A 26,784-nucleotide genomic window follows, 5' to 3' on the forward strand; every position below is an offset into this window, starting at 1 on the left:
CCTGGATGTTTGCTCAACCTGCAGCAAAAATGTGGAATAGACCTTGCGCCAGATCAAATCGCCCGGACGGCAATGCCCATAATATGCATCCAGGATACCAAATAAATGGCGCACCATGACGATTCTCATCCCCCGCCCCCTGGACAGAGAAACCCTTGGCAGCCTGCTGTCGGTGGTCTCCAGCCTCGTTTGGTTGGCTGTTGCCGCCGTTATCGCCGGGGTCTTCGGCAGGCTCATGGCGGGGCAGCCCGTCTCCCCTCTGCGCACCGGCGTCGCGATCCTGCTGCTGTGGGGGCTGCGCGCCCTGATCGACATGGCAGCACAGGCGCTGCTGGGCCTGGCGGCGGAGGCAAAGATTGGCGCGCTCAGGGAGGAGATCGTGGCGGCAGAGGCAAGAGCCGCCACACCATCTGCGCTTGGCGGAGCAGGTGCCCTGGCTGCGCTGACCGCCGAGAAGCCGGAAGCCATGCGCCTCGCCCTGCTGCGGTATCGTCCTGCCAGGATGCGGGTGATGGTGCTGCCGCCGGTGATCCTGTGCATCGCGCTTTGGCACAGTTGGGCGGTGGCGCTGGCGCTGCTGCTGGCCGGGCCGTTGATTCCGCTTTTCATGGCATTGGTGGGCTGGGCAGCCAAGGAGGCCAGCGCACGTCAAATGAAGGACGTCGGGCAAATGAACGACTTGCTGGTCGATCGGCTTGCGGCTCTGTCCGATTTGAGGCTGATCGGCGCCGGACCAGCAACGGTTGAAAACTTCACCCGTGCGAGCGAAGACCTGCGCGAGCGGACCATGGCGGTGCTGCGCATTGCCTTCCTATCGTCGACAGTACTGGAGCTGTTCTCGGCTCTCGGCGTGGCCATGGTCGCGATCTGGGTGGGGTTCTCGCTGCTGGGCGAGCTGAGTTGGGGCGGCTGGGGCACGCCGCTGACCCCGACGGCAGGTCTGTACCTGCTGCTGCTCGCGCCAGAGTTTTTACAACCTCTGCGCGACTTGGCTGCCGCTTGGCATGACCGGTCCGGGGCCGATGCGGTGATAGATGAAATCGCCGCCTGGCGAGATGAGCCGCGATCGCAGCGGCTGGGGCACGGAGGGCTGGCAGCTCCCCTGGCCAAGATGCCGTGGCTCGCGACCTGTGATCTGCAACATCACGGCATTACCTATCCGAATTTCCGGCTGAAACCGGGTGACAGCCTCGCCGTCATAGGGGCCAGCGGTGCGGGCAAGACCACGCTATTGCGCCTGATCGCGGGGCTGGAACGGCCTAACAGCGGCGTCATCCTGGTTGATGGCCTGCCGTTGTCGGACGACAATGCTGATGCCTGGCGGGCCTCTATCGGGTGGATGCCGCAAGCGCCCCACTTCCTGAACGGATCCCTGCGCTCCAACATCGGTTTTGGCGATGCGATCTCGGACGACACCCTGCGCGCCGCTGGATTGGGAAGTGTGATCAATGCCTTGCCACGTGGAGACCTAACCCGTCTGGGCGCGCGGGGGGCGGGCCTGTCCGGTGGTGAGGGCCGACGCGTGACGCTGGCCCGTGCTTTGCATGGGGGGCCGGGGCTGGTCATCGCGGACGAACCCACAGCGGATCTTGATATGGAAACAGCGCGTCTGGTGGGCGACAGCCTGGTGCGCTTTGCCCAGGCCGGCGGGACGCTGCTGGTCGCCACCCATGACATGTCTTTAGCCGCGCGGATGGCACAACGACTCACCCTCTCGGGGAGGGCGGCACCATGAGCGATCTGATCGCCATCGTCCTTGGCATCCTGCGCGCCGAACGCGTCGCCCTGGCCCGTGGCTTTGCTCTTGCCGTTACCGTGTTAGTCATGGGCGTTGCCCTATTGGCCCTGTCGGGCTGGTTCATCATGGCCACCGCCGCAGCCGGGATCGCGGGACTTGGCATCGTTTTCAACGTCTTCGCACCCTCGGCCATGGTGAGGTTTCTCGCACTGGGGCGCACGGCGGCCCGGTATGGCGAGCGGGTATTGACCCATGACGCCACTTTGCGGGCGATTTCGCAGCTACGGATCGCAATGCTGCGCGGGCTGCTGACGCGCCCCCACAGAGCCTTGGAGCAGTTGCGCGCCACTTCGGAACTCAACCGGATCGCCGCCGATACCGAAGCCTTGGATGGCGCGCTTTTGCGGCTGGTCATCCCGGCGATAGCGGGGGCTATCACCATCCTTGCCGTGTCGCTGTTGCTGGCGTGGCTGGTTCATCCCAGCGTGGCGGGTATCCTTGCCGGGGGGTATCTTTTGTTGCCGACAGCCGTGTTCATCATCGGGCAGCGTGTCGCAAGGCGGCCCGCACGTTTGGCCGAAGCAGGGCTTCAGGCCGGGCGCAGTCGCATGATCGACCTTGTGGCCGGGCGCGATGATTTGGCCGTCTATGGGCAATTGCCACATGTGGCGGTCCAGACCTGTGGCGCCTTTGACAGAGCAGCACAGGCGCGCCGCCAATTGGACCAGATCGAGCGGCTGATAGGGCTTCTGCTGGACATGGTGGGGGGGCTTGTGACGGCTGGCTGTCTCATATCCGGGATTGTTTTGGTGCAGGGCGGCACGATTGATGTGGCCACCGCTGCCATCGGCGTTTTTGCAGCCCTTGCACTGGGCGAAGCCGTCGCTCCGGTACGGCGTGCCCTGTCCGAGATCGGACGGATGACCCATGCCGCCCGCCGGGTGCGCCCGGCGATAGAGGCCGCAGAGCCCACATCCGAGGCAGCGAGACCGGTTGCAACTGGGACGGGACTGCTGATGCAAGATGTGACATTTGATGTGGCGAATACTAGCCTTTTTGCGCCGGTTTCACTGTCGGTCGCACCAGGTGAGACTGTTGTGCTCGAAGGCATCAGCGGCAGTGGTAAAAGCACGGTTTTGTTGCTGGCCATCGGCGCGCTAAAGCCCGCGCAGGGCCGCGTTCGCTTTGCCGGGCGTGATCCGGCACATTTACCACTCCAAGCCATGACGGATGCTGCTGTTTTGGTGACGCAGCGGTCTGCCCTTGTTGCTGACACCGTAGCGGCGAATCTGCGGCTGGCCGCGCCCGAAGCAAGTGATGCAGACCTGTGGTCTGCGCTGGAGGCCGTTTGCCTTGCGGATACTCTGCGCCCGCGTGGTGGGTTGAGCTTGCCCATCGGCCCCCGTGCTGCGGGGCTGTCGGGGGGCGAAGCTCGCCGACTGGTTTTGGCCCGCGCGATCCTGCGCCGCCCTGCGCTCATGCTGTTGGACGAACCAACCGAGGGGCTGGACTATGACACAGCCTGCGCGGTGATGCGTGGCCTGCGGCAAGCTTGCCCCCAGGCTGCTATTTTGATCGCGGCCCATCGCCAGGCTGAACGGGATCAGGCGGATCGGATCGTGCCGATCACCAAAGAGTAACGCCATGATGCAAATAAAATCCGCATCTACGATATGAATTTGATCCAGATCATACTCATATATGAAAATGGGAATATTAAGGTCTAAAATTCGCAAATCAGATGTGAATTATCAACCGAAGGAACCACGCTAATGGAGATCGGACTGGTCGAGCTGTCACGCCTGCAATTTGCGATGACGGCCATGTATCACTTTCTCTTCGTGCCGCTGACGCTGGGTCTGTCGATTCTCGTCGCGATCATGGAGACTGTCTACGTCATGACAAATCGCCCCATCTGGCGCCAGATGACCAAGTTTTGGGGCACGCTGTTTGGCATCAACTTTGTCCTTGGGGTGGCAACCGGCATCACCATGGAATTCCAGTTTGGCATGAACTGGTCGTATTATTCGCACTATGTTGGCGACATCTTTGGCGCGCCGCTGGCGATCGAAGGGCTTATGGCCTTCTTCTTGGAGGCAACATTCGTCGGGCTGTTCTTCTTTGGCTGGGACAAGCTGTCCAAGGTGCAGCATATGGTTGTCGCCTGGCTGGTGGCCATTGGGTCGAACTTTTCCGCCCTGTGGATCTTGATCGCCAACGGCTGGATGCAAAACCCCGTGGGTGCGGAATTCAACCCAGACACCATGCGGATGGAGATGACCTCGTTTTTCGACGTGGTGTTCAACCAAGTGGCGCAGGCGAAGTTCGTTCATACAGTTTCGGCCGGCTATGTAACGGCTGCGGTTTTTGTGTTGGGCGTTTCAGCCCTGTACCTGATCCAGGACCGGCACAAAGACCTGGCGCAGCGTTCCATCGCGGTGGCCTCGTCTTTTGGCCTGGCGGCGGCGCTGTCCGTCGTCGTGCTGGGCGATGAGTCTGGCTACTCCGCCAGCCATACGCAAAAGATGAAGCTCGCAGCAATCGAGGCGATGTGGGAAACCGAGCCGGCGCCGGCCTCTTTCACGCTCATCGGTCTACCTGACCAAGAGGCGCGCGAGACCCATTACGCGGTCCATGTTCCTTGGGCCATGGGCCTGATCGGAACCCGAAGCCTGACGCAAGAGATCCCCGGCATCAATGATCTGGTGGCCGAAGCCGAAGACAAGATCCGTCGCGGTATCATTGCCTATGACGCGCTGATGGCGATCCGCGAAAACCGCGGCAACGTTCCGTCCGAAGCGCGCTTTGTCTTCGAACAGAACTCTGATGATCTGGGCTTTGCCTTCCTGCTGAAGCGTTACGTCGAAGATCCGCGTGACGCGACCGAAGCGCAAATCGCACAAGCCGCCGAAGACACCGTGCCCGGCGTCTTCCCGCTGTTCTGGGCCTTCCGCCTGATGGTCGGGCTTGGGTTCAGCTTCATCGCGGTGATGGCCTATTTTTTCTACCGCGCCTCGTTCAAGAACATGCAGTTCCCACGCTGGTCGCTTTATGCCGCCGTGGCGATCATTCCGACACCTTGGATCGCAGCCGAGCTGGGCTGGTTTGTTGCCGAGTTTGGCCGCCAGCCCTGGACCGTGGACGGGGTGCTGCCGACAGCAATGTCGGCCTCGCACCTGTCCATCGCCGACCTGCTGATCACACTGGCGGGCTTTGTCCTCTTCTACACGGTGCTCTTTGTGATCGAGATCAGGCTGATGGTGAAATACATCCGCAAAGGCCCGTTCCAGGACGTCGAAGAAACCAATCAATGGCAGGCCCGCCACGAAGCGCGGCTGCGCGGGTTCCCGAATGAGCCCGCTGCGTCTACCACCCCTGCGGAGTAACGGACATGATCCTTTATGAACTGATCGACTACGACACACTGCGTGTCATCTGGTGGGCGCTGTTGGGCGTGCTGCTGATCGGGTTTGCCCTGACGGACGGGTTCGACATGGGCGTGGGCGCTCTGCTGCCATTTGTCGCCAAGACCGATGTGGAGCGCCGGGTTGTTATCAACACCGTCGGCCCGGTCTGGGAGGGTAACCAAGTCTGGTTCATCCTCGGCGGCGGCGCAATTTTTGCGGCTTGGCCACCGCTCTATGCGGTGTCTTTCAGCGGCTTCTACCTGGCGATGTTTGTGGTCTTGGCGGCCTTTATCGTGCGCCCGGTAGCGTTCAAGTACCGCTCCAAGCGCGAAGGCGCCGCTTGGCGCGCGCGCTGGGACTGGGCACTGTTCGCCGGGGGGGCGGTGCCCGCACTGTTGTTTGGCGTGGCGGTTGGCAATGTCCTGCTGGGTGTTCCGTTCTATCTGACCGAAGACCTGATGCCGATGTATGACGGCAGCTTCTACGGTAAATTCCTTGGCCTGCTGCGCCCCTTCGCAATCCTGGTGGGCATCGTATCTTTCTCCATGCTGCTGATGCACGGCGCGGCCTGGCTGACGCTGAAGACCGAAGGCGTGATCGCCGAGCGCGCCCGCCGCATCGGCAGCACTGCCGGGATGGTCGCCGCCGGGGGCTATGCGCTGGCAGGTCTGTGGCTGGCGGTCGGCATTGACGGTTTTGCGCTGGCGAACGAAGTGGGGCCGGGTGGCCCATCCAATCCGCTCTATTCCGAGGTCATTCGGGAAGGATCCTGGCTCGCCGCCTATGTGGCGCGTCCCTGGATCATTGTTGCCCCGATGATGGGCTTCCTCGGGATTGCGCTGGCGGTCAGGGGGCTGCGGGCCGGACACGAGGTCTCGACCCTGCTGTGGTCGAAGATGGCGATTACCGGCATCATCGCCTCGGTTGGGCTGACGATGTTTCCCTTCATCCTGCCGTCGACCGTGAACCCCGACAGCTCGCTCACCGTCTGGGATGCCTCAAGCTCGCACCAGACCCTCTTCATCATGCTGGTCTGCGCGGTGATCTTTATGCCGCTGATCCTTGCTTACACCGCCTGGGTCTACAAAGTACTGTGGGGCAAGGTTACCGAAGCCGATGTCACCAATAACACCGACACTGTTTACTAAGGAGAACCGCGATGTGGTATTTTGCCTGGCTTCTTGGCCTGCCGCTTGCCGCCCTGTTTGCCGTTCTGAACGCCATGTGGCTGGAACTGCGTACCGATGCCTGCTTTGCCGAAGAAAGTGACTGCCCAATGGGAGAGCACAAGCATTGACAATATGGCCGGGGCTTTGCGTCCTTTCTGCCCCGGCTCTCTCGGACCCGGCCCCATATGTCGGGTCCGCTCCTGTTATTTCCCCCTCATTTCGCGGATCATCCCATGTCTGAAACTCCTGGTTCCGAACCCCGGCTGGTACATTTTCCCGTGCCGTTCTTTGCCTCCGTCATGGGGCTGTCCGGCCTGACCACGGCGCTGCATGCCGCCAATTGGGAGGCCGCGAGCCTCACCGCTTTGGCCCTGACGATCGCGGTTTTCTTGGCGCTTGTCGCGACCTATGCCCTGAAAGCCCTACGCCATCCACAAGCGGTCGCGGCTGAATGGCAGCATCCGGTGAAACTGGCCTTCTTTCCCGCCTTCTCCATTTCCCTCTTGCTGATTGCCACGGCCCTGGCACCGACCCTGCCGGAGGTGGCCAGCACCGTGTGGCTGGTGGGGGCCTGCGGCCAGGGCGGCTTGACGCTGGCGGTGCTGTCAAACTGGATTGGCCACCGGGCATTTCAGACCATCCACATCTCGCCCGCGTGGTTCATTCCGGCTGTGGGCAACGTGGTGGCGCCGATCGCGGGGGTCGGCCTCGGTTTCCCCGAGACCTCTTGGGTATTCTTTTCTGCCGGGATGATCTTTTGGATCGTGCTGCTGGTGCTGGTAATGAACCGGCTGATTTTTCATGACCCGTTGCCGGGGCGCATGGTGCCAACACTGGCTATCCTGATCGCGCCGCCCGCCGTGGGCTTCCTGGCCTGGCTGCAGTTGAATGGCGGCGTACTGGATGAGTTTGCCCGCTTCCTGTATGGCGCGACACTGGTTTTCCTCGCTCTGGCGCTGACGCAAGTGGGCAAGCTGCGTCGCCTGCCGTTCGGCCTGTCCCACTGGGCGCTGAGCTTTCCCGTCGCAGCGCTGACCCTTGCCACACTGCGCTTTGCTGCGCTGACCGATAGCGTCGCGCATTTCTGGGCCGGACAGACCGCATTGATCGCCCTCTGCCTTATCATTGCGACACTGGTCGTTGCCACCCTGCGCGCCATGATGCGTGGCGAGATCTGCCGCCCGGAGTGACCAGTGCCGCCAAACTCAAACTTAGGAGAGACTCCATGAAGAAACCTGTACTGGCGGCCATTGCTGCACTGACCCTTGCCACCCCTGTCATGGCACAGGACAAGCCTGAGACGCTCGTCACCATCTTGACCGCCGCCGAAGCGCAGACCCAGCTGATGGCCATGGTGCTGGCTGCCAATGCCGCAAAGCAGGGCGTCGCACAGCACATCATGCTCTGCGGCCCCGCAGCCGATATGGCGCTGAAGGACGCTCCGGCAACGGCGACCGCCCCGCAGCCACCGCGCGACATGAGCCCGCAAGGCTTGATGCGCAAAATCATGGCCGGCCCGAACAACCTCGTTGAGGTCTGCGCGATTTACCTGCCGGGCAAAGGCGCGGACCAATCGGTGCTGATCGAGGGCGTGGGCGTCGCCAATCCGCAGTCCATGGCCGCTGCCATGGTTGCCGCCAATGCGCGGATCACATCCTACTGAGAGGCACCCGAATCCCCCGCGCGGCCTTCACCGCGTGGGGGATTTCGCAATCAGATCTACATCTGTTGATGGGTTCACGGCGCGCCTGCGGGACGAATCTCACCCGTCGCCAGAACAGGAGACGCGTCCAGATCTTCAGCGTCCAACATGGCGGCGACCCGTTCCAAGCTGGCAACCAGCATGGCCTGTTCCCAATCATTCAGCGCCGAGAACTTACGCACAAACCGCTGCTGCAATGGGTCGGGCGCATCTGCAAGCGTTTCACGACCTGCATCCGTCAGTGTGATATGAATTTGCCGTCGGTCTTCACGGGATTTTTCACGCAAGGCCAGCCCATCTCGAACCAGCTTGTCAACGAGTGAGGTCACCGTGCCTTGCGAGACCTGCATACGAAGCGAGATTGCCTTTGCCGTGGCAAAGCCATGCTCCGAAATGATCTGAAGCACTCTAAACTGGGCGGGGGTAACGCCGGTCGCTTGACGAATTTCGCGTCCAAACAACTCGGTTGTACGAATGATGCGCCGAAGCGCGATCAGGCTGCTGTCAATGCGGTCCGTGCGGTCCATGAAATCTCCGGTACTTCAGACATCAAAGTTTACAGCCTAGGCCAATAGCATTCAATTCCCAAATCCCTTCTATAGATGAAGCAAATAAGGGCCTGTTTGCGACATATTGAGAATATATTTGCCATTTATTGCCAAAATACACGCTAATTTACTTTGACAGTTGAAGTTTTGGCCATTGCCTGATACTTCGACGTCCAAAGCGATAGGAGAAGTTCAGAATGCAACATCCCATTGACCCACGGCGCATAGACCTCCCCGCGGTCCGCAAACCCGTAGCCGAAGACGGTGCCAAGGTTTGGGAGCTGGTCCAGGCCTGCAAGCCGCTTGATGAAAATTCCATGTACTGCAACCTCTTGCAGAGCGACCATTTTGCCGACACCTGTTGCCTGGCGGAATTGTCTCACGAGACGGTCGGCTGGGTATCTGCCTATGTCTTGCCAAATGATCCTAAGACACTGTTTGTCTGGCAGGTCGCAGTGGCAGAAAAGGCGCGCGGTCGCGGCTTGGGCTCGATGATGCTGCAAGCCATTCTGCGCCGCCGCCAGTGTGAAGACGTAAATCGCCTGCAAACCACAATCACCGCTGACAATAACGCGTCTTGGTCATTGTTCCGCAGGTTCGCAAGTTTTCAAGACAGCCAGATGGACATTCAGCCCTACTACACACAAGCGCTACATTTTCAGGAACGGCACAAGACTGAAAACCTCGTGACCATTCCTTTGGCCAGGCAACAGGCGCTTGCCGCCTGAGCAATGCGCATGCCCTTTTTTGCCAGCCAATTTTTCCTGCCTCCTCTTAAATCTGAAAGAAACCCCATGTCCAAACAGCTTACCAACAAAGCCATTTTCGGGCGTCGAGAATCTGAAGCCCGCAGCTATTGCCGCGGGTTTGATACGGTCTTTGCCTCTGCCAAAGGGGCTGAGATGATCGACCAGAGCGGAAAGCGGTACATCGACTTTCTCGCCGGATGTTCATCTTTGAACTACGGACACAATGATCCGGATATGAAACAAGCCCTGATCGCACATATCGACACCGACGGTGTGGCCCATGGCCTGGATATGCACACGGCTGTGAAGGCCCGGTTCCTGGAAACTTTTGAGCAGCATATCCTGCAGCCACGCGACATGAACCACAGGGTGATGTTTACCGGGCCGACAGGTGCAAATGCTGTCGAAGCGGCGATGAAAATTGCCCGCAAGGTCACTGGTCGCAGCAATGTCATCTGCTTCACCAACGGCTTTCACGGCGTCACCCAGGGTGCCCTGGCCGCAACCGGCAACAGCTACCATAGAGGTGGCGCGGGTGTGACGCTCAACAATGTGACGCGGATGCCTTATGATGGCTATTTGAGTCAGTCCTGTGACACTACAGATTTTCTCGAAGCCATGCTCAGGGATCGGTCTTCAGGCATGGATGCGCCTGCCGCCATTTTGCTGGAAACCGTTCAAGGTGAAGGCGGGCTGAATGCAGCCAGCACAAGCTGGTTAAAGCGGGTCGCGGAGCTGGCGCAGGAGGCCGGCGCGCTGTTGATCATCGATGACATTCAGGCGGGCTGTGGACGCACCGGTAGCTTCTTTTCCTTTGAAGAAGCCGGCATTAGCCCCGACATCGTGACCCTGGCCAAATCGATCTCCGGCTTTGGTTTGCCGATGGGTTTGGTGCTGGTGAAGCCAGAACATGACATCATGGGGCCGGCAGAGCACAATGGGACCTTTCGGGGCAATACCCATGCCTTTGTGACTGCCACTGTTGCCATTGAAAAATTTTGGTCTGACGACAGTTTGCAGCAGGATATTTTGCGGCGCTCCAACATCATTTCCCAGGGCTTGCAATCCCTCGCGGCGATGGTTCCAGAGGCGCGCCTGAAGGGCCGTGGCATGATGCAAGGCGTGGACGTGGGATGTGGCGACCTGGCCGGCAAAATCTGCGCCAGAGCATTTGAGCAGGGCCTCATTATTGAGACCTCGGGCTCCGAAGATCAGGTGGTCAAGATCCTTGCACCGCTGACAACGACGGACAGCATGCTTCAGCGCGGGCTTTCTATTCTCATCAACGCCGCACAGGATGTGATCGGCGGCCATAAATTTGCAGCGGAGTAAGTACATGATTGTACGGGATTTTAACGAGATCGTCAAAAGCAAACGGGATCGCGTGGTATCTGATGCCAAATGGAGCAGCGTGCGCATGCTTCTGGCAGAAGACAAAATGGGCTTCTCGTTCCATATCACCTTTCTCGAGGCCGGGTCCGAGCACACTTTTGAGTACAAAAACCACTTTGAGAGTGTCTATTGCATGCAGGGAACCGGATCGATCACCGATCTTGCGACAGGTGAAACCCACATGATCCGCCCGGGCGTTATGTATGCTTTGGACAAACACGACCGCCATACGCTTGTTGCTGACGAAGAACTGGTTATGGCCTGCTGTTTCAATCCGCCCGTAACCGGTAATGAAACGCACCAAGAAGACGGATCCTACGCCTTAGAGCTTGAAACCGCCTAACCTATTACAAGTGGGGCAGAGAGTGTTTTTTGCACCCCCTGCCCCCGCCACGTGGCAACAGGCGAACCATCGCCAGAGGGCTGGGCATGAATAAGCTGGTCAAAGCACTTGAGGCTGCCGAGGGTGTTCAAGACCGATTGAGCATCATGTACGATACTCTTCGGCATCGCATTTGCACCCTGCACTACCCACCAGGAATGCGCCTGTCGGAAACGGATCTGGCAAAGGAATTCGCCTGTAGCCGCACGCCTCTGCGTCGCGTTTTGGCCTGGCTAGAGCGCGAAGAGCTCATCACATCGCGCCAGGGTGTTGGAACCTTTGTAACGACGCTGAACGCCGCCTCCCTTGCGCAAAACTTTGTTGTGCGTGCCACACTGGAACGCGCGATTGTTGAAATTGATCCGACGACCGAACTGGACGCAGCCTCATTGCGCTTTGAAGCCTTGAGTGAGCGTTGTGCTGAGTTGAAAGAAAAACCAAACGTGGTCGGCTTTGCACAGCTTGATATGGAGGCATTTGATGCCTTTGTAGAGATCACCGAAAACGCCGCCCTGCGGGACAGCGGCAAGAGCTATTACGGCCGAACCACGCGCCATCAGCTGCACAGTCTGGCAAAAGACACCGAGTGGTGCAGCACTGCTTGTGAAAACCTAGACGCGCATGTCACCAATATCCACTCAGCCCTAGCGGTGCAGAATTTGGAAGCCGCAGCGCATTACCAAATCGCCTACACCAGAATGCTGGCCCCCTAATACAGGCGCCCTAAGCCCTGGATCTCATCCGGTCTTGTCCGGGTGTCCGAAATTTCAGGGGGCGTTGCTGGGCTGCGACTGTCAGAGTGCAGATGTCACGCCCCCTGCCCCGCACAGAGTTGCATCCGAAAGGCTGCCGGCGTCATACCTGTGCGCCGCTTGAACTGCGTATAGAAGTTGGATTTGGATCCAAATCCTGCGGCGTACATGACCTCCAACAGCGAACAGTCCGGATCTTCCTCCATGAGGCGTGTGGCCAGAGCGATCCTTCTGTCGTTGAGCAAATCAGAAAAACTCTGCCCGGTAATCCTGTTCACGGCAACGCTGACCGCGCGCGCGGGGACGCCCAGCCGTTTACTCAAGCGGCTGAGCGTCAAGCGATCGTCTGCCAGGATCGCGGGATCTTCGAGGAAGGCGTTGATGCGCTGGAGAAGCGCATAGTCGGCAGGCTCGGCGGTCACGCTATCTTCTGTCTCCGTCGGCAGCGTCGCCCGGTCAACCACCAGGCCATAAACATGCTCAAAAAGAGAAGGACGCCCCATTGCCCCAAGCAAGGCATAAGAAACGAGGCCGAAGAAGAGCATCGTAGAGAGCAGGAGCGGCCGCGACGTCTCGATTGCCCCACCCCAAAGCAGTTCGGAAAAGATTGCCACCTCAAGCGCCAAGCTGGCGCAAAGCACCCCAATCACGATGCGCAACCAAAGAAGCGTCGTTGCCACCTCGGGGCCGAGACGGCAAAAATGCTGTGCCCCGCGACCATGCAGACGCACCAAGGCCCAGAGATAACCGCCATAAGTGACAAGCAAAATCGGGTCAATTGCCCAGAATGCATTGAGCAGAAGGCCGGCAGCGACAGCCACCATCGGGGCTAGGTGAAAAATTTCTGCCGCACCCGGACGACGGTCGAGGGCGGAACCGAAGGCAAAATGCAAATACAGCGCGGGCAGAGCCGCGGCGCCAAGAACAGCGCGCCATTGTCGCAGTGACGTGTCCGGCCAAAGAAGCGTTGCCAGAAGAAGGCCCGCAGAGAGTGTTGTGAGCCCAAAGAAGACGCTGAGCGCCGCCGAGGAGGCACCGTAGCGCCCCGCCACAGAAATGCGGGCCAGGAAAAGGCATCACCGCACTGAGTGACATTGTCGCCGCAAGAATAGCGATGTGCAGCACCAGAGGCCTCCTTTGGGCTAGCCCAGTCCCGCTGCGTCCCGGATCGCAAAACAGAACCACGATGTGCCGTCCTTGATCGCGTTTCAGGACGCCGGGTGATCGCTGTTCCTCATAGGCTACCTGTGTTGCAAATAAAAGGACGCCACACATGAAACGCCTCTGTTCACTGACCCTTCTAACCCTTCTAACCCTTCTGGCCCTTGGGGTTTGAGGGTTATGCCCGCTGATGGCGTTACATCCGATTGAATTAGAGTGGCTATTTTACGCAGACCTGCCGCTGCAGCTAAAAACTGGTCAGACTGAACAGGCTGGGTGAATGAGCCGTGATCCCAGGGCTGTTGCGACAACGGTAAGCCTTTTCAAAGCCCGCGACCCCATATGGATTTACCAGATAGGGCACGCGACGTCGGGCGGACATGGCCTGTTGAGTACAGGCCATGTCACGCAGGAATACGCGATATTTTCCCCTTGTAGAGCCTAATCAGGCAGCACGGAGTATCGGTGAATTACAGGAGCGTTCCAGCAACGCTTTGCTGTCAAGAACGCGCACCTGGCTCGGCTTTGGGAGGCTGATCACGCCGACCTTCTCCAGGGCGCGGACCTGGCGAGAGACGGTTTCCAGCGTCAGGCTGGACATCTCACCAAGTTCGGCTCTGGTCACTGGCAAGTCAATTTCTTCGGGCGTGCCCTGACGCATATGAAACCAGGCCAGAATGGAGGCCACGCGTTCGGCTGCGGTCTTGCGTCCGAGCAGCAGCTGCCAGCGGTGCGCGTCTTCGATCTGGTCCTGCAATACACCAAACAGGTTGAGTTGCAGGCGTGGGATTTCTCTGCTGAGATCCGCAAACCCCTCGTGGTCGCAGGTCAGCAGACGGGTGTCTCCGATGGCGCTGAGACGTCCGCCTTTTTGGCGCGGGCCAAGTGGCGAAAGCGCCTCACCGGCAAAGGTCAGGGCAAACAAGCGCGTGCCACCCTGTGGCACCGATACGTCTTCGCGCAGGGCGCCTTTCAGCACCAACCCGATGTGCAGCGGTTCTGCCCTGTCACGCAGCAGTACCTCACCATCGGCGAGACAGTCTTCCTCGAACCGGTTCCAAACTCGGCTCATTTCATCGGCGTTCAGCCCCTGCAGGAGTGCAGGGCAAGTGTTGTTTGGACGGAGGGAGGCCTCTGCCCAGTCGTGGTTCATCGCGTTCATCTTGAACGTCCTTGTCGTGAAAGGGTGGACAAGGGGCAGGTCGCCCCCGGCGAAAGGGTCAAGCCGGGAGGGGAGGTGCGCGTGTTCGATGACGTCTGGGAGAATGGGAAGAGGTCGGCAGGGGTGCGGCGCTGCGCAGCGTCGTCGTTGCGATCAACCGCAAGCGGATCCACTCCCCGACGTAGGGCGGGGCATCGGTGCCTGCAACGCTGACCTGAACGCAGGACGCATCGTGGTGAGACGCGGGAGCGTCATGGCTGGGCGTGGTGTCTTCAACAGGGATAATATCGCCTGTGTCAGTCAGCCAAACCTCTTGCTTGCCTGCGCTCGTGCACAGAACCAGCCGCAGACCCTGGGGGCCAGATGCACGCATAAACCCGTTCGGCACGGTGGCCGACCCGATCAGCGCCAGCAAAAGCAGCGCGCGTGTTATGAGGCCCGGGAGGAACAAGGACTAGTGGCCCGAATGGTCCATCTGGGAATGATCCGCCCCGTCGGCCGGATCGACCATGAATTCCACCTCGACCTCGCCAGCCTTGCGGAAAATCAGCGTGGCCGGGATCATGTCGCCCTCTTTCGCGGTGCCTGTCAGCCCCATGAACATCACATGCATCCCGCCCGGTTCCAGGTTGACGACGTCACCTGGCGCAAGGGGAACACCGATCAGCGGCCGCATCTTGGCGATCCCGTCCTCAAAAATTGTGGTGTGCAAGGTTGTCGAGGCCGCAAAGGGCGAGCGCACACCAAGAAGCTCTTCGGGGGTCTCACCTTCGTTTGAGATGGTGATATACCCCGCAGCCGACTTGGCCGTGTCGTTGGGCGCCGGGATCGACGGGTGGATGATATGCAAATCGCCAGTCATCTGGTCGTGGGCCACAGCGGGCGCAGCCAGCAGCATCAGGGCAAGTATCGCGCGTTTCATTTCTGTCTCCTAGGGTTCGGCCCGTTTGAGGCGGGCGGGATGATCTTTTGGCCACGGGTCAGCGTGATCCGGGTTCGTCAGTAAGCGCTCGTCGGTGAGGCTTTCGAGAAAGGCGATGAGATCGGCAATTTCCGCTTCGGTGGCGGTGAACCCCACGATCATGCCGTCCTGATTGCTGTGGCCTTCACGGCCACCCTTGGCGTAATGGGCCAGAACGCCGCGCAGATCGGGGATTGATCCGTCATGCATATAGGGCGCTGTCACAGACACATTGCGCAGGGATGGGGTGCGGAACAGGCCCGCGTCGCCCTGCTCTGCGGTGAATTCGATCCGGCCCGGCGCACTGGCGGGGTAGTCAGCGTATAGCCCGGTGTTATGAAAGCCGGTCTCCACCCAGGGGCTGCCCTCGCGTTTGAAATTGTCGGTGAACAACACGCCCTGATGACAGTGATAGCATTCAAACCGGTGGTCAAAGAACAGCTGCTCACCCCGTTTGGCGGCATCCGAAAGCGCATCCAGTTCGTCGCCGTATTTGAAGCGGTCATAGGCACTGTCAAAGGACATCAGGCTGCGCTGAAAGGCCCCCAGCGCGCGGGTCACTGTGAACAGCTCTGGTCTGGGCTGCTGCGGGAATGCCTGTGCAAAAGCCTGCGCGTAATAGGGATCCTCGGCCAGCGTCGCAAAGATACGCGCCTCCTGCCCGGTTGCGCCCATTTCATCGGGTGCTTCGCCAAACAAAGGCACAAGCGCTTGAAACTCGAGCGAGGTCATATGCGGGTTGGCCCAGGAATTCGCCGGCAGGTAGGCCACGTTGGCAAGGCTGGGCGCGTTCAGCTTGCCATGGGTGCCGTGGATGCCCACAGCCACCTGGCGCCCATCGGTAAAGGCACGGCCCTGGTCGTGGCACGAGGCGCAGGCCACAGTACCATCGCCGGACAGGCGGGCATCGTAGAACAGATGGCGGCCAAGCTCGACCTTGGCGGCGCTCATGGGGTTGTCTTCTGGTACGGAGGGGCGCGGCATCCAGTCCGGCAGGGGCCAGTCATAGGCCTCTGCCGCATCCAGGGCGAAACCCGCCCCGGATAGTAAACCTGACAGGATCACGCTCACCGCCGCACCACGCGCGGCGCTGCGCATCACCGAACCGCGATCAACTGCTGTTCTCCCGCTGCGATATCTTTAAACGGCAAGCCAAGCTTGGTCATGACCGTGTCGCAGTCGGGATCGTTCAGGAAGGACATGCAGCCGGGCGAGGTCTGGGGCGTGTTGGAGCGCATGTCAGCCTCTGCAACCACTGGCGCCGGATCGATGACCAGCGTTTGTTTCGCCGGATCAAAGCCATCAAAGCTGACCGCCATCAGGTTGGGGTTCTTGCAGGGTGCGGCGGGGGCGTCTGTCTTGCCACCGGATTTGCACATGGTCGAGCCAAGGTGCAGGAACCAGCCTTTTGGCCCGCTTGCTGCCTTGTCTGTCGGCACCATGTCGATACGCACGAACTTGTAGCCGCCGCGCCAGTTCCAGAACATCGAGGTCAGGTTGAGCGGCGTGGGGGCGGTGGTGGGGTCGCCGTGGTTCATCTCAAACGGCACACCGACGTTGAAAGCCACACCAGTATAGCTGCCCTCAGCAACAGTGCCAGCCAGCTGGGTGTTCAGGGGCGCGGTGCCATTGGCGCAAGCGGCACTGCCATCTTCAAAATCCAGCAGGGCGACGCCGTCATGCTGAAAGGCGCTTTCGGCTAAAGTCACAGGGCTGCGTGTGCCGTCAGCCGCGATCATCGCCACATCGCTGACATAGAGGCGGAAATCCGTGCCGCGCACCGCAGCACCGGTGCTTCCGATGTCGGTGAAGGTCGCGTCGCAGGCAAAGGGGTGCCCGCCGATTTCGGCGGCAAAATTGATCTTAACGTCCTGATCTGCAAAGGCAGCGGTCGCGGGAAGCAGGGCGGCAAGGGCCGCTTGAAGAGCGAGTTTCATGGAAGTCTCCAGAGGTCTGATCCGGCGCGCGGGCCGGGTGTTTCACAAATAGATTCGCAAAGTTCAGACGATAGGAGGGGCACGCGCCGGACGGGTCGCCTCGGCGGAGAGGGTTTCCAGAACGTGGGATTGTGGCACCCAGTGGGGCGGGGAGAAGGACAGTTCGGCAACGGAGGCAACCAGCGGCGGCTCTGGCAGAGCCATGGCCGCCTGCAAGCGGCAGGCTTCACACTCCTGCGTGGCGCCCGGGTCATCCGAGCCACCACAGATCGAAGCGGCGTCAATGCCAAAGAGCGCCGCATAGTCCAGCACTGCTTGGTCTGTTTGCGATGGCGCACGATGTGCAAATCCGGTGGTTGCCAAAGCAACGGTCAGCAGCACGACCAGCGCGCGCAGAGGGAATATGATTTGCCAAATCTTCATCGCCACAGCTGGCTAGCACACACTGCCGGATCCGCAAGCGTTCATAGGGTCGCATCCCCTGTGTGCCAGCGCGATGTTCCTTTGCAGCCTGTTTGTCTGCAATCAGCAGGGCGGCCCAATGGTTGATATTTGGACCGACGCGCTCTTGGTTGCCCTTTGTTCGCAACATCTGAGCGCTGTCAGAATAGAGAAAATCTTGGGTACCGGTTTTGAAAGTGGTCCACACATCAAGTTCGCTACCGTTCTCTTGGGGCTCCCCGTCGCCCAAGCAACCTGTTTCGGTTCATGGTCCATTCCGCAGGTCGTTTCTGAAGCAGGCGTTTCGCCTGGTATGCGGCCTGACCTTTAGCCTCGCTGTGGGGAGTTAACTTCTGTCGCGGACTGGGGCCAAGTCAGGAACATGATCGCCGGATTTGAGATCCCAGAGGTTTCGATTGTCTCGAGCAGGGTCGAGGCGCGACACTTGGCGGTTACCTGATCACTTTGCTGGGCACGGGAAACGATGTCGATGGAGACCTGTTTTTCCAGACCGGCCTCAGTCAGGGCCTTGGCGGTATTTGCGGCGGCCCCAACCCCCATGTAGATCGCCATACGGGTTCCAGGTTGCAGCTGAGCAATCCAATTGGCATTGCCCGCATCCTTTGCTGTCTGGCCGGTGGCCAGAACCAGGGTGTCACAGGTGCCGCGTTCTGTCAGGAACCCACCCAATGCAGCTGAGGCTGCGCTGGCTGCGGTGACGCCGGGGATAATTTCATAGGAAATATCTGCCGCATCCAGGGCATCAATCTCTTCGGCCCCCCGGGCAAAGACGCCAGGGTCGCCGCACTTCAACCGCACGACCCGTTGCCCCTGACCGGCAATGGCCACCAGCGCCTGCGAGATCTTTTCTTGTGGCCAGTGGTGGCAGCCTGGGGCCTTGCCCACATAAATGCGTTTTGCATTTGCAGGGGCCAAATCCAGCACTTCGGGGTCAATCAAGCGGTCAAAAAAGATCACATCGGCCTCTTGCAGGCGCTGTGCTCCGCGCAGGGTGATCAGATCCTTGCAACCGGGTCCGGCGCCAACCAGGGCCACAGACCCCACCTGCTGATTTCTGGGAATGGATCTGTCAGTGGCGTGCCACAGCCCAGATGCCATCTGGCGTAATTGGCGCAAGCTCGCGCTTCTGCGGGCGAGGAGAGAAAGCTCCACAACAGCAGGTGTAGACTCTGCCAGGCGCGCGGCAAACCGTCGAAGTCCCCGCAGGGGGGCTGCTGATCTAGGGGTTTCGGCTCCAGCAAGGGAACGACCTGTCAGGGGCTGCAAAAGGGGGAAGGTCTTCATTGGGTTCTCCGGTCCTGGTTATGGCGATTGTCCCAAAGCTCGGTTGCCAGGGCCGTGCAATGCGTGATCGAGCGTTCAGCCTGAACGGTCCAAAGCGCCAAAGCTGCGGTGCCGATCACTGTGGCGCTGGCAAATGGATCGTCCTGGGCGCCGCGCCAGAGCGCTGCAATCTCGATGGGGTGATCGGGCTCATGCAGGCGCCGTGTGTCCGACAAGAGCGCAGAGGCCTGGGTGTTGATCTCTGTGCCGTTTTGCAGGCCAAAGATGGCGGTGTCCTTCGCCGGATGGCGTTCAAACTCACCGCCGCCACCTTTGATCACAGTGAGGTTTCGATCCCCCAGCAAAGCGGCTGCGCGCGATTGCAGGCCGCGATATGAGGGATGAAAAACCCCCTGCACCGAGGCCCGCGCCCCATGCGGGTTCCACATGCGCAGCACCGTGTTGATACAGCTCCTGAGCCCCAGAGTTTCGCGCAGTTTTAACAGCCTAAAGGCCATGGGGTTGAGAGTTTCCAATGGGCTGTAGGACAAGCCGTTGCCGATGAGATCGGCTGCCTGGAGCGCGCCGCGCAGATCAGCGGCAGTACCCTGATGGGAATTCCAGCCATGCAGAGCGACCCTGTAACCTGCCTGTGCGACCAGTTTGGCAGCCAGTGCAAACAGCGGAGCGCCGCGTGTACGCCCCGCTGCGTAGCAGGGCCAATCAAGGTCAACCCTGTCGCCAATGGCGCTGGGGGCAGCTGGCGTGGCAGCGCGCAAGGCGGCGGTAAAGCCGGCAATTTCTGCATCGGTCTCCCCGCGCATCCGCAGCACCATCAACAGGGCTCCCAGCGCCTCTGGGACGGCGTCACCTGCCAGCATCAGGGTCATGGCTTGCCGTGCTTCGCCTTGGGTCAGCGGGCGGGCACGGCCCTTGCCTTGCGCAACAATGCGGACAAAAGGCGCGAGTGTCATTCCGCCGCCATCCCTATGTGATGCTGCGAGATAAGACTGGCGAGCTCTGGCTTGCAGGAGCCGCAACTTGTCCCGGCACAGGTGGCCTCGCCCAGGCCTTCTATAGTGGTGGCACCAGCGGTGATAGCGGTACGCAACGTATTGATCCCGACATTGAGACAGGCGCAGACGGTGGCGCCAGGGTCGGGTTGATCTGCGCCACTGCGGCCCGCCAGCGCCTGTAGCGGCGGGGTGGTGGTTCCAATCAGCGAGACTGCAAAGCTGCGCGCCAGTGAGACCGGTTCTGGACTGGCAAAGAACAGACCAACAAGCCTGTCGCCCTGATAAAAGGCAAGCCGGGTCAGGCGTTGGTTTAGATCGGTCAGTTCGGTGATCTGGCAGTTGTCCAGCCCCAGCAGGTCAGCTGCAAACTCTTGCCAGTTCTCTGGCGTTTCGGTTCCGGCGTATTCGCCCTGCCAGCCCGTCAGCGAACGGGCGACAGCGCCATAGGCTCCAGCGGCTCGCAACGGGGACAGCGCGGCGGCAAAGCCAAACCAGGCGGCATTGAACTTTTGGGCGGCAACCGGGATGCATTTGGAGGCGGGCTGCCCAGAGACCGGGTCAACCACCGGTGCGGTCAGGGTATTGATACAGCCAGAGGTGCTTTGCTGGCGGGTCCAGTGCATGGGGGCAAACAACTGGCCTGGGGCGCTGCGATCGGTGATCAGGGCGCGCAGAACCGCCTGGCCGTATCGGTTACGCAGGGCAAGGAGATCACCAGCCGACAGGCCCAGGGATGTTGCGTCCACCGGGTGAATTTCCACATAGGGTTCCGCCAGATGCGCGCCCAGGCGCGGGGCTTTGCCGCTGCGGCTCATGGTGTGCCACTGATCCCGGTTGCGTCCGGTATTGAGCGTAAATGCGTCGCGCTGGATGGGCGCGGGGGCAGTGACCGGAAGCATCCGGGCCTTGCCGTTGCCATGAAAAAAGCCGCCATCGGCGAAAAATCGTGTCCCGTTCTGCGGCCATTGGGTTGGCAGCAGCTTGGCGTAGTCCATATCGGCAAAAATGCTGAGATCCAGGTCGCGGTGAAAATCCTGAGTTGCACCGGACAGGGCGACATATTCGGCAAAAACCTCTGCCGGGGAGGAAAAATCAAAAGACTCTGCCCAGCCCATGCGGGCGGCAAGATCGCAGATGATTTTCCAATCCGGGCGGCTGGCGCCGGGGGCCGGGAGAAAGGCGCGCTGGCGCGAGATCCGGCGTTCGGAATTGGTGACGGTGCCGTCCTTTTCGCCCCACCCCGTGGCAGGCAGCAGCACATCGGCCAAATCACCAGTATCTGTGCGCGCCATGATGTCAGACACCGCCACAAAGGGCACCTTGGCAATCGCAGCGGCCACGCCATCGGCATCCGGCAGGCTTACCGCCGGGTTCGTCGACATCACCCAAAGCGCCTTGATCTTGCCATCGGCGCAGGCCTGAAACAGATCAACGGCCTTTAGGCCCGGCTGGGTGCAGATGGTCGGGCTGTGCCAGAAACCCTGAACGCTGGCGCGGTGATTGGGGTTTTCGATATCCAGATGATTGGCCAGCATATTGGACAATCCGCCAACCTCGCGCCCGCCCATGGCATTGGGCTGGCCAGTCACCGAAAACGGGCCGCAGCCCGGCTTGCCGATGCGTCCGGTGGCAAGGTGGCAATTTAGAATCGCGTTGACTTTGTCGGTGCCGCATTTGGATTGATTGACGCCCTGGGAATAGACCGTCACCACCTTTTCTGTACCGGCCCAAAGCTGGTAGAACTGCGCCAGTTCTGCCTCGGTGAGCCCGCTTTCCAGTGGATCCCCCAGACGTGCCTGGGTGATCGCGGGGCGGCGACCGGTGACGTGCTTTTTCAGGTAATCATCATCAAGCTGCCCAGTGTCGGCCAGATGCGCTAGCAATCCGTTAAACAGCGCCGTATCGCCATCTGGGACAATCCGCAGGTGGTGATCCGCCAGATCCGTGGTCGCGGTTTTACGCGGGTCGATGTTGACCACCTTCATGTTCGGATTTTTGGTTTTGGCTGCGGCAATGCGCTGGTGCAGCACCGGATGGCACCAGGCCAGGTTTGATCCCACCAGCACGATCAGATCGGCCTCTTCCAGATCGGCATAGGTGCCGGGCACGGTGTCGCTGCCAAAGGCGCGTTTGTGCCCGGCCACAGAGGAGGCCATGCAGAGCCGCGAATTGGTGTCGATATTGGCGGAACCGATAAAGCCCTTCATCAGTTTGTTGGCGACATAGTAGTCTTCCGTCAGCAGCTGCCCCGAGATGTAAAAGGCGACGCTATCCGGTCCGTGGTCACGAATGGCAGTACTGAACGTCTCTGCCATTAAACCGAGCGTCTGATCCCAACTGGCCTCCTGGCCGTTGATCTGCGGTGCCAACAGGCGCCCCGCTAGATCAATGGTCTGCCCCAGGGCCGCCCCTTTGGAGCACAGCCGGCCGTAGTTGGCGGGATGGTCAGGATCGCCCTTGATGGAACCATCTGCGCCCGCCAGCAGACCACAGCCGACGCCGCAATAGGGACAGGTGGTGCGTGTCAAGGTCTGGGGCGCGCTCATGCGACGGCTCTTTGTTGCAGGAAATCGGCGTCCAGCAGGATGCGGCCCTCACTGACCTTGGCCGGGTAGGTTGCAACCTTACCCTCATCCGCTCCCTGAGCTTGCCCTGTTTCCAGGGAAATAACCCAGTTGTGCAGCGGGCAGGTCACCGCCTTACCGTGCACGATGCCATCGGCCAGCGGGCCGTTTTTGTGGGGGCAGGCATTGTCGAGCGCAAAGACCTCATCCACGGCGGTGCGAAACACTGCGACGCAGCCATGTCGGGTTTTGATCAGCCGGGCGCCGCGCTGGGGCACGGCCTCAAGGGCGGCGATATCAATCCAGTTGCTCATTCGGCGGCCTCCAGGGTGAGAGTGGCGAGGGGCTCGTAGGGGGCTGGCTTGGCCACATGCTGAGCCCAGGGATCCTTGCGGTAGATGGTTTGGGACAGGTCGAACCTGGCCACCAGCGCCGCGCGGGTGGCCAGGTCACCGATCTGCGCCTGGATCCACTCAAGACCCACTTTGTCCATCCACTTGTAGATGCGATCCAGATATTTGGCATTTTCGCGGTAGCTCTGCGTGACGGCCTTGACCACATCCATGACCTCTTCTTCGGTTGCCACCTGACAGAGCAGTGATGTTTCGCGCACATCCATGCCCGCGGCGCCGCCGATGCTGATCTGATAGCCACTGTCGACGCAGACAATGCCAATGTCCTTGCAGGTGGCCTCGGCGCAGTTGCGCGGGCAACCAGAGACACCGAGTTTCAGTTTATGCGGCGTCCAGGAGCCCCAAAGCGCCTTTTCCAGCTGGATGCCCAGGCCAGTGCTGTCCTGGGTGCCAAAGCGGCAATGATCAGTGCCAACGCAGGTTTTCACCGTGCGTAGCCCCTTGGAATAGGCATGGCCCGAGACCATTCCCGCCTGGTTCAGATCATCCCAGATCGCGGGCAGGTCTTCGTTTTTGACCCCCAAGAGATCAATGCGCTGCCCGCCGGTGACCTTGACCGTGGGCACCGCGTATTTATCTGCCGCATCGGCAATGGCACGCAGCTCATTCGGGGTGGTGATCCCGCCCCACATGCGCGGCACCACGCTAAAGGTGCCGTCTTTCTGGATATTGGCGTGTTTGCGTTCGTTGACAAACCGCGATTGGGGATCGTCCTCGTAGTCCAGCGGCCAGTCGGCCAGCAGATAAAAGTTCAGCGCTGGGCGGCAGGTATGGCAGCCGCAGGGGGTTTTCCAATTGCAGGCCTGCCAAACCGCAGGCAGGGATTTCAACTCCTGGGCTTTGATCATGCGCCGCAGATCTTCGTGGGTCATATCTGTGCAGCCACAGACGGGCTGCGCCGTTGGCAGGACAAAATCATCCCCCAGAGTGACCGCAAGGACCTGCTCCACCAGCCCGGTGCAGGTCCCGCAAGAGGCCGAGGCCTTGGTCTGGCTGCGCAGGGCTGCGATATCTGTGGCCCCGGCGGCTATGGCATCTTCGATCTGACCTTTGCAAATGCCGTTGCAGCCACAGATTTCCGCGTCACGCGGTAAGGCTGCAACGGCTGAGAGCGGGTCCGAGGGGGCGCCTCCCTGATAGGCGGGGCCAAAGATCACCGTGTCGCGCATATCCGAGATATCGGTCTTGTCGCGGATCAGGCCAAAGAACCAGTTGTCATCTGCGGTGTCACCATACATCACCGCGCCGATGATGCAGTCGTCTTCGATCACCAGACGGCGGTAGACGCCCCGGGCGGGATCACGGAAAACGATGTCTTCGCGGCCCTCACCTTCGGCAAAATCGCCGGCGCTGAACAGATCGCAGCCGGTGACTTTCAGCTTGGTCGACAGTTCCTTGGGGGTGAAAACGGCGGGTTCATCCATCAGGCTATTGGCCAGAACCTTGGCCTGATCATACAGCGGCGCCACCAGACCAAAAAGCTGGCCGTCAAATTCAACACATTCGCCAACCGCAAAAATATCCGGGTCCGAGGTCTGCAGCTGGGCGCCCACCTCGATACCGCGCGCGACCTCCAGCCCGGCGTTGTTGGCCAGACGGGTCTCGGGGCGGATGCCCACGGCCATGACCACCAGATCAGCCTCTAGTCTCTCATCCCCTTCCAGCAGCACAGCTTCGACTTTGTCGGTGCCCAGGATCGCGGTGGTGGAGGCACGGCATTTCACCGTGATACCGCGTTTTTCCAGATCTCGGCGCAGCAGAAACCCTGCGGCCTCATCCAGCTGGCGCTCCATCAGGTGGCCCATCAGGTGCAACACGGTCACATCCATGCCGCGCTCGGCCAGACCGGCTGCGGCCTCTAGCCCCAGCAGCCCGCCACCGATGACCACGGCCTTGCCGCCTGATTTTGAGGCTTCGATCATGGCATTGGTATCATCCAGATCGCGGTAGGTGATGACGCCGGGCAGATCCTTGCCCTGCACCGGAATGATAAAGGGCGCCGAGCCGGTGGCGATCAGCAGCTTGTCATAGGAGGTCGTGCCCTTGCTGCTGGTCACGGTTTTTGCGGCGCGGTCGATGGCAGTGACATGGGTGCCAAAGTGGCAGGTCACAGCGTTGGCCGCGTACCAGTCCGTGTCATGGGTGACGATATCCTCGTAGGATTTTTCACCCGACAGCACTGGCGACAGCATGATGCGATTGTAGTTGCCGCGCTCTTCGGCGTTGAACAGGGTGACCTCAAAATCAGCCTCTGCATCGAAAAGATGTTCCAACACGCGGCCAGATGCCATGCCCGCACCGATAACAACAAGTTTCTGTGTCATGTCTTACTCCGCCGCAATATGTGTGGGTTTCGGTTTGGGTTTGGCGCCGTGCTCGTATTCTTCCAAAAAGTCGAGAACCTCGGCCCGGTAGCTGTAGTAATCAGGATGTTCCAGCAGCGCCTTACGGGTGCGCGGGCGCGGCAGTTTCACATCGGTGATCTTGCCGATCGTGGCCTGGGGTCCATTGGTCATCATCACCACCCGGTCGGCCAGCAGAATTGCCTCATCCACATCATGGGTGACGCAGATCGCGGTTACTTTGGTCCGCGACCAGACCTCCATCAGCACCTCTTGCAGCTCCCAGCGGGTCAGGCTGTCGAGCATGCCAAAGGGTTCATCCAGCAGCAGCAGTTTGGGGGACAGGGCAAAGGCCCGTGCGATGCCAACCCGCTGGCGCATGCCGTTGGACAGGCCTGAGGCCTGTTTGTCCATGCTGTCAGCCAGACCAACCCGTTCGAGATAGTATTCCACCACATCCTGGCGCTCCGCCTGGCTAGCACTGGGATAGACCCTATCTACACCAATAGAGACGTTTTCTTTGGCAGATAACCAAGGAAACAGGTTGGGCGATTGAAACACCACCGCGCGTTCTGGATTGGCGCCTTCGATGTGTTTTCCGTCCAGCCGGATGCCGCCCTTAGAGATCGGGTTAAGCCCCGCCGCCATGGTCAAAACCGTGGATTTACCGCAGCCCGAATGGCCGATCAGACTGATGAATTCGCCCTTCTTCACCTTGAGGTCAAAATCCTCCACCACAGTCAGCGGCCCCTTGGGGGTTGGGTAGACTTTGTTCAGTTGGGAGAAGACCAGATAGCGCTCTTCCAGCATGGTTTGTTGCGCTTTGGACAGGGCCACGGGAACACCATGGATGGGGGTGGCATCTGGCAGTTGCCGGGTTTCTTCAATCTTTGCGGCGATGCCCACATCCATCAGGTATTTTGTGACCTTGGCGCGCAGCGCCTTGAAAGTTGCATCGTCATTCATTGCGCCGCGATCACGGGGGCGCGGGATGTTGACGGTGACCGGATCGGCCAGGGTGCCATCCGGGTTCAGCGGAATGATCCGGTCGGCCAGTAGGATGGCCTCGTCCACGTCATTGGTGATCAGGATGCAGGTTTTTTTCTCCTGCTCCCAGATCTCCAGGATCTCATCCGCCAGATTGGCGCGGGTCAGCGCGTCCAGCGCACTTAACGGCTCATCCAGCAGCAACATTTCCGGGTTCATTGCCAGGGCGCGGGCCACCGAAACCCGTTGGCGCATGCCGCCGGACAGCTCGGCCGGGCGGCGGGCGATGGCATGGGACAGGCCAACCATGGCGACATAGTGGTCGATCTTGGCCTGACGTTCAGAGGCCGACAGCTTGGGGAAGACCGCATCCACCGCCAGGCCGATATTGCCACCCACCGTGAGCCAGGGCATCAGCGAGTAGCTTTGGAACACCAGCCCGCGTTCGGGACCGGGGGCGGTGATGGGCGCGCCTTTGAAGGTGACGCGGCCGTTATCGGGCATCTCCAGACCTGCAACCAGGTTCATCAGGGTGGATTTCCCGGTGCCGGAAAACCCGAGGATGGCGACAAACTCGCCCTCACTGACGTCGAGGTTGATGTCTTTCAACACTTCGACGCGATCGGTTCCTTGGCCAAAGCCTTTGGAAACGTTTTCGAACTTGAGAATACTCATGG

24 protein-coding genes are annotated in these 26,784 nt (G+C 60.3%); 11 read left to right on the forward strand and 13 right to left on the reverse strand.

Annotated features, from left to right (window positions below; genetic code table 11):
• The first annotated feature begins 115 nt into the window (after positions 1–115).
• The 7 genes from JZI28_RS17805 to JZI28_RS17835 all read left to right on the forward strand — a co-directional run bounded on the left by JZI28_RS17805 (position 116) and on the right by JZI28_RS17835 (position 7,977).
• Positions 116–1,735, forward strand: a complete 1,620-nt coding sequence (locus JZI28_RS17805; RefSeq protein ID WP_375698454.1) for an ABC transporter ATP-binding protein/permease — start codon at positions 116–118, stop codon at positions 1,733–1,735.
• The gene (locus tag JZI28_RS17810) at positions 1,732–3,378 is read left to right on the forward strand and encodes an amino acid ABC transporter ATP-binding/permease protein (protein WP_375698455.1); all 1,647 of its coding nucleotides are present in this window, start codon (positions 1,732–1,734) and stop codon (positions 3,376–3,378) included. Before JZI28_RS17805 ends, JZI28_RS17810 begins: the two co-directional genes overlap by 4 nt.
• Positions 3,379–3,510: 132 nt before the next feature.
• Positions 3,511–5,124, forward strand: a complete 1,614-nt coding sequence (locus tag JZI28_RS17815; RefSeq protein ID WP_375698456.1) for a cytochrome ubiquinol oxidase subunit I — start codon at positions 3,511–3,513, stop codon at positions 5,122–5,124.
• Between the two features lie 5 nt (positions 5,125–5,129).
• Positions 5,130–6,293 carry a cytochrome d ubiquinol oxidase subunit II gene (gene cydB / locus JZI28_RS17820; protein WP_375698457.1) on the forward strand — a complete coding sequence of 388 codons (1,164 nt, stop codon included), beginning with the start codon at positions 5,130–5,132 and terminating at the stop codon, positions 6,291–6,293.
• 11 nt (positions 6,294–6,304) lie between these two features.
• Positions 6,305–6,442: a cytochrome bd-I oxidase subunit CydX gene (cydX, locus tag JZI28_RS17825; RefSeq protein ID WP_375698458.1), complete on the forward strand. Its 138-nt coding sequence runs from the start codon at positions 6,305–6,307 to the stop codon at positions 6,440–6,442.
• Positions 6,443–6,547: 105 nt separating this feature from the next.
• Positions 6,548–7,504, forward strand: a complete 957-nt coding sequence (locus JZI28_RS17830; protein ID WP_375698459.1) for an SLAC1 anion channel family protein — start codon at positions 6,548–6,550, stop codon at positions 7,502–7,504.
• Between the two features lie 35 nt (positions 7,505–7,539).
• Complete coding sequence (locus JZI28_RS17835; RefSeq protein ID WP_375698460.1) at positions 7,540–7,977, forward strand: hypothetical protein; 438 nt, start codon at positions 7,540–7,542, stop codon at positions 7,975–7,977.
• A gap of 74 nt (positions 7,978–8,051) precedes the next feature.
• Here JZI28_RS17835 and JZI28_RS17840 read toward each other — a convergent pair whose 3' ends face one another.
• Positions 8,052–8,543: a MarR family winged helix-turn-helix transcriptional regulator gene (locus tag JZI28_RS17840; protein WP_295448387.1), complete on the reverse strand. Its 492-nt coding sequence runs from the start codon at positions 8,541–8,543 to the stop codon at positions 8,052–8,054.
• Positions 8,544–8,761: 218 nt separating this feature from the next.
• On the opposite strand from JZI28_RS17840, the gene ectA reads away from it, so the two are divergent.
• The 4 genes from ectA (at position 8,762) to JZI28_RS17860 (ending at position 11,800) form a co-directional block, all read left to right on the forward strand.
• Positions 8,762–9,292 (forward strand): diaminobutyrate acetyltransferase, encoded by a 531-nt coding sequence (ectA, locus tag JZI28_RS17845; RefSeq protein ID WP_295448390.1) that lies wholly within the window; start codon positions 8,762–8,764, stop codon positions 9,290–9,292.
• A gap of 66 nt (positions 9,293–9,358) precedes the next feature.
• On the forward strand, positions 9,359–10,645 hold the full coding sequence (ectB, locus tag JZI28_RS17850) for a diaminobutyrate--2-oxoglutarate transaminase (protein ID WP_375698461.1): 1,287 nt from the start codon (positions 9,359–9,361) through the stop codon (positions 10,643–10,645).
• 4 nt (positions 10,646–10,649) lie between these two features.
• Complete coding sequence (locus tag JZI28_RS17855) at positions 10,650–11,048, forward strand: ectoine synthase (RefSeq protein WP_295448397.1); 399 nt, start codon at positions 10,650–10,652, stop codon at positions 11,046–11,048.
• Positions 11,049–11,134: 86 nt separating this feature from the next.
• Positions 11,135–11,800, forward strand: a complete 666-nt coding sequence (locus JZI28_RS17860; protein WP_375698462.1) for a GntR family transcriptional regulator — start codon at positions 11,135–11,137, stop codon at positions 11,798–11,800.
• A gap of 95 nt (positions 11,801–11,895) precedes the next feature.
• On the opposite strand, the gene JZI28_RS17865 is transcribed toward JZI28_RS17860, so the two are convergent.
• The 12 genes from JZI28_RS17865 to JZI28_RS17920 form a co-directional block, all read right to left on the reverse strand.
• Positions 11,896–12,732, reverse strand: a complete 837-nt coding sequence (locus JZI28_RS17865; protein WP_375698463.1) for a helix-turn-helix domain-containing protein — start codon at positions 12,730–12,732, stop codon at positions 11,896–11,898.
• A gap of 713 nt (positions 12,733–13,445) precedes the next feature.
• Positions 13,446–14,162 (reverse strand): Crp/Fnr family transcriptional regulator, encoded by a 717-nt coding sequence (locus JZI28_RS17870; RefSeq protein ID WP_375698464.1) that lies wholly within the window; start codon positions 14,160–14,162, stop codon positions 13,446–13,448.
• 454 nt (positions 14,163–14,616) lie between these two features.
• Positions 14,617–15,084, reverse strand: coding sequence for a copper chaperone PCu(A)C (locus JZI28_RS17875; RefSeq protein WP_375698465.1), 468 nt, complete (start codon positions 15,082–15,084; stop codon positions 14,617–14,619).
• A 9-nt stretch (positions 15,085–15,093) separates the two neighbouring features.
• Positions 15,094–16,221, reverse strand: coding sequence for an MbnH family di-heme enzyme (locus JZI28_RS17880; RefSeq protein ID WP_375698466.1), 1,128 nt, complete (start codon positions 16,219–16,221; stop codon positions 15,094–15,096).
• Complete coding sequence (locus JZI28_RS17885; protein WP_375698467.1) at positions 16,221–17,060, reverse strand: MbnP family copper-binding protein; 840 nt, start codon at positions 17,058–17,060, stop codon at positions 16,221–16,223. The genes JZI28_RS17880 and JZI28_RS17885 overlap by 1 nt, the downstream gene beginning before the upstream one ends.
• A 63-nt stretch (positions 17,061–17,123) precedes the next feature.
• Complete coding sequence (locus JZI28_RS17890) at positions 17,124–17,483, reverse strand: polyketide synthase (protein ID WP_297341523.1); 360 nt, start codon at positions 17,481–17,483, stop codon at positions 17,124–17,126.
• A 345-nt stretch (positions 17,484–17,828) separates the two neighbouring features.
• Complete coding sequence (gene cobA / locus JZI28_RS17895; RefSeq protein ID WP_375698468.1) at positions 17,829–18,557, reverse strand: uroporphyrinogen-III C-methyltransferase; 729 nt, start codon at positions 18,555–18,557, stop codon at positions 17,829–17,831.
• A 245-nt stretch (positions 18,558–18,802) separates the two neighbouring features.
• A complete protein-coding gene (locus JZI28_RS17900) occupies positions 18,803–19,759 on the reverse strand; it encodes a glycosyl transferase family protein (protein WP_375698469.1) in 957 nt (318 codons plus the stop codon).
• The gene (locus JZI28_RS17905) at positions 19,756–22,347 is read right to left on the reverse strand and encodes a molybdopterin-dependent oxidoreductase (protein ID WP_375698470.1); all 2,592 of its coding nucleotides are present in this window, start codon (positions 22,345–22,347) and stop codon (positions 19,756–19,758) included. The genes JZI28_RS17900 and JZI28_RS17905 overlap by 4 nt, the downstream gene beginning before the upstream one ends.
• The gene (nirD, locus tag JZI28_RS17910; protein ID WP_295448428.1) at positions 22,344–22,679 is read right to left on the reverse strand and encodes a nitrite reductase small subunit NirD; all 336 of its coding nucleotides are present in this window, start codon (positions 22,677–22,679) and stop codon (positions 22,344–22,346) included. Before nirD ends, JZI28_RS17905 begins: the two co-directional genes overlap by 4 nt.
• A complete protein-coding gene (gene nirB, locus JZI28_RS17915; RefSeq protein ID WP_375698471.1) occupies positions 22,676–25,102 on the reverse strand; it encodes a nitrite reductase large subunit NirB in 2,427 nt (808 codons plus the stop codon). Before nirB ends, nirD begins: the two co-directional genes overlap by 4 nt.
• Positions 25,103–25,105: 3 nt before the next feature.
• Complete coding sequence (locus tag JZI28_RS17920) at positions 25,106–26,782, reverse strand: ABC transporter ATP-binding protein (RefSeq protein ID WP_375698472.1); 1,677 nt, start codon at positions 26,780–26,782, stop codon at positions 25,106–25,108.
• Between the last annotated feature and the right edge of the window lie 2 nt (positions 26,783–26,784).

Origin of the sequence: Pseudophaeobacter sp. TrK17 (assembly GCF_042192375.1) — a bacterium.
GTDB lineage: Bacteria > Pseudomonadota > Alphaproteobacteria > Rhodobacterales > Rhodobacteraceae > Pseudophaeobacter.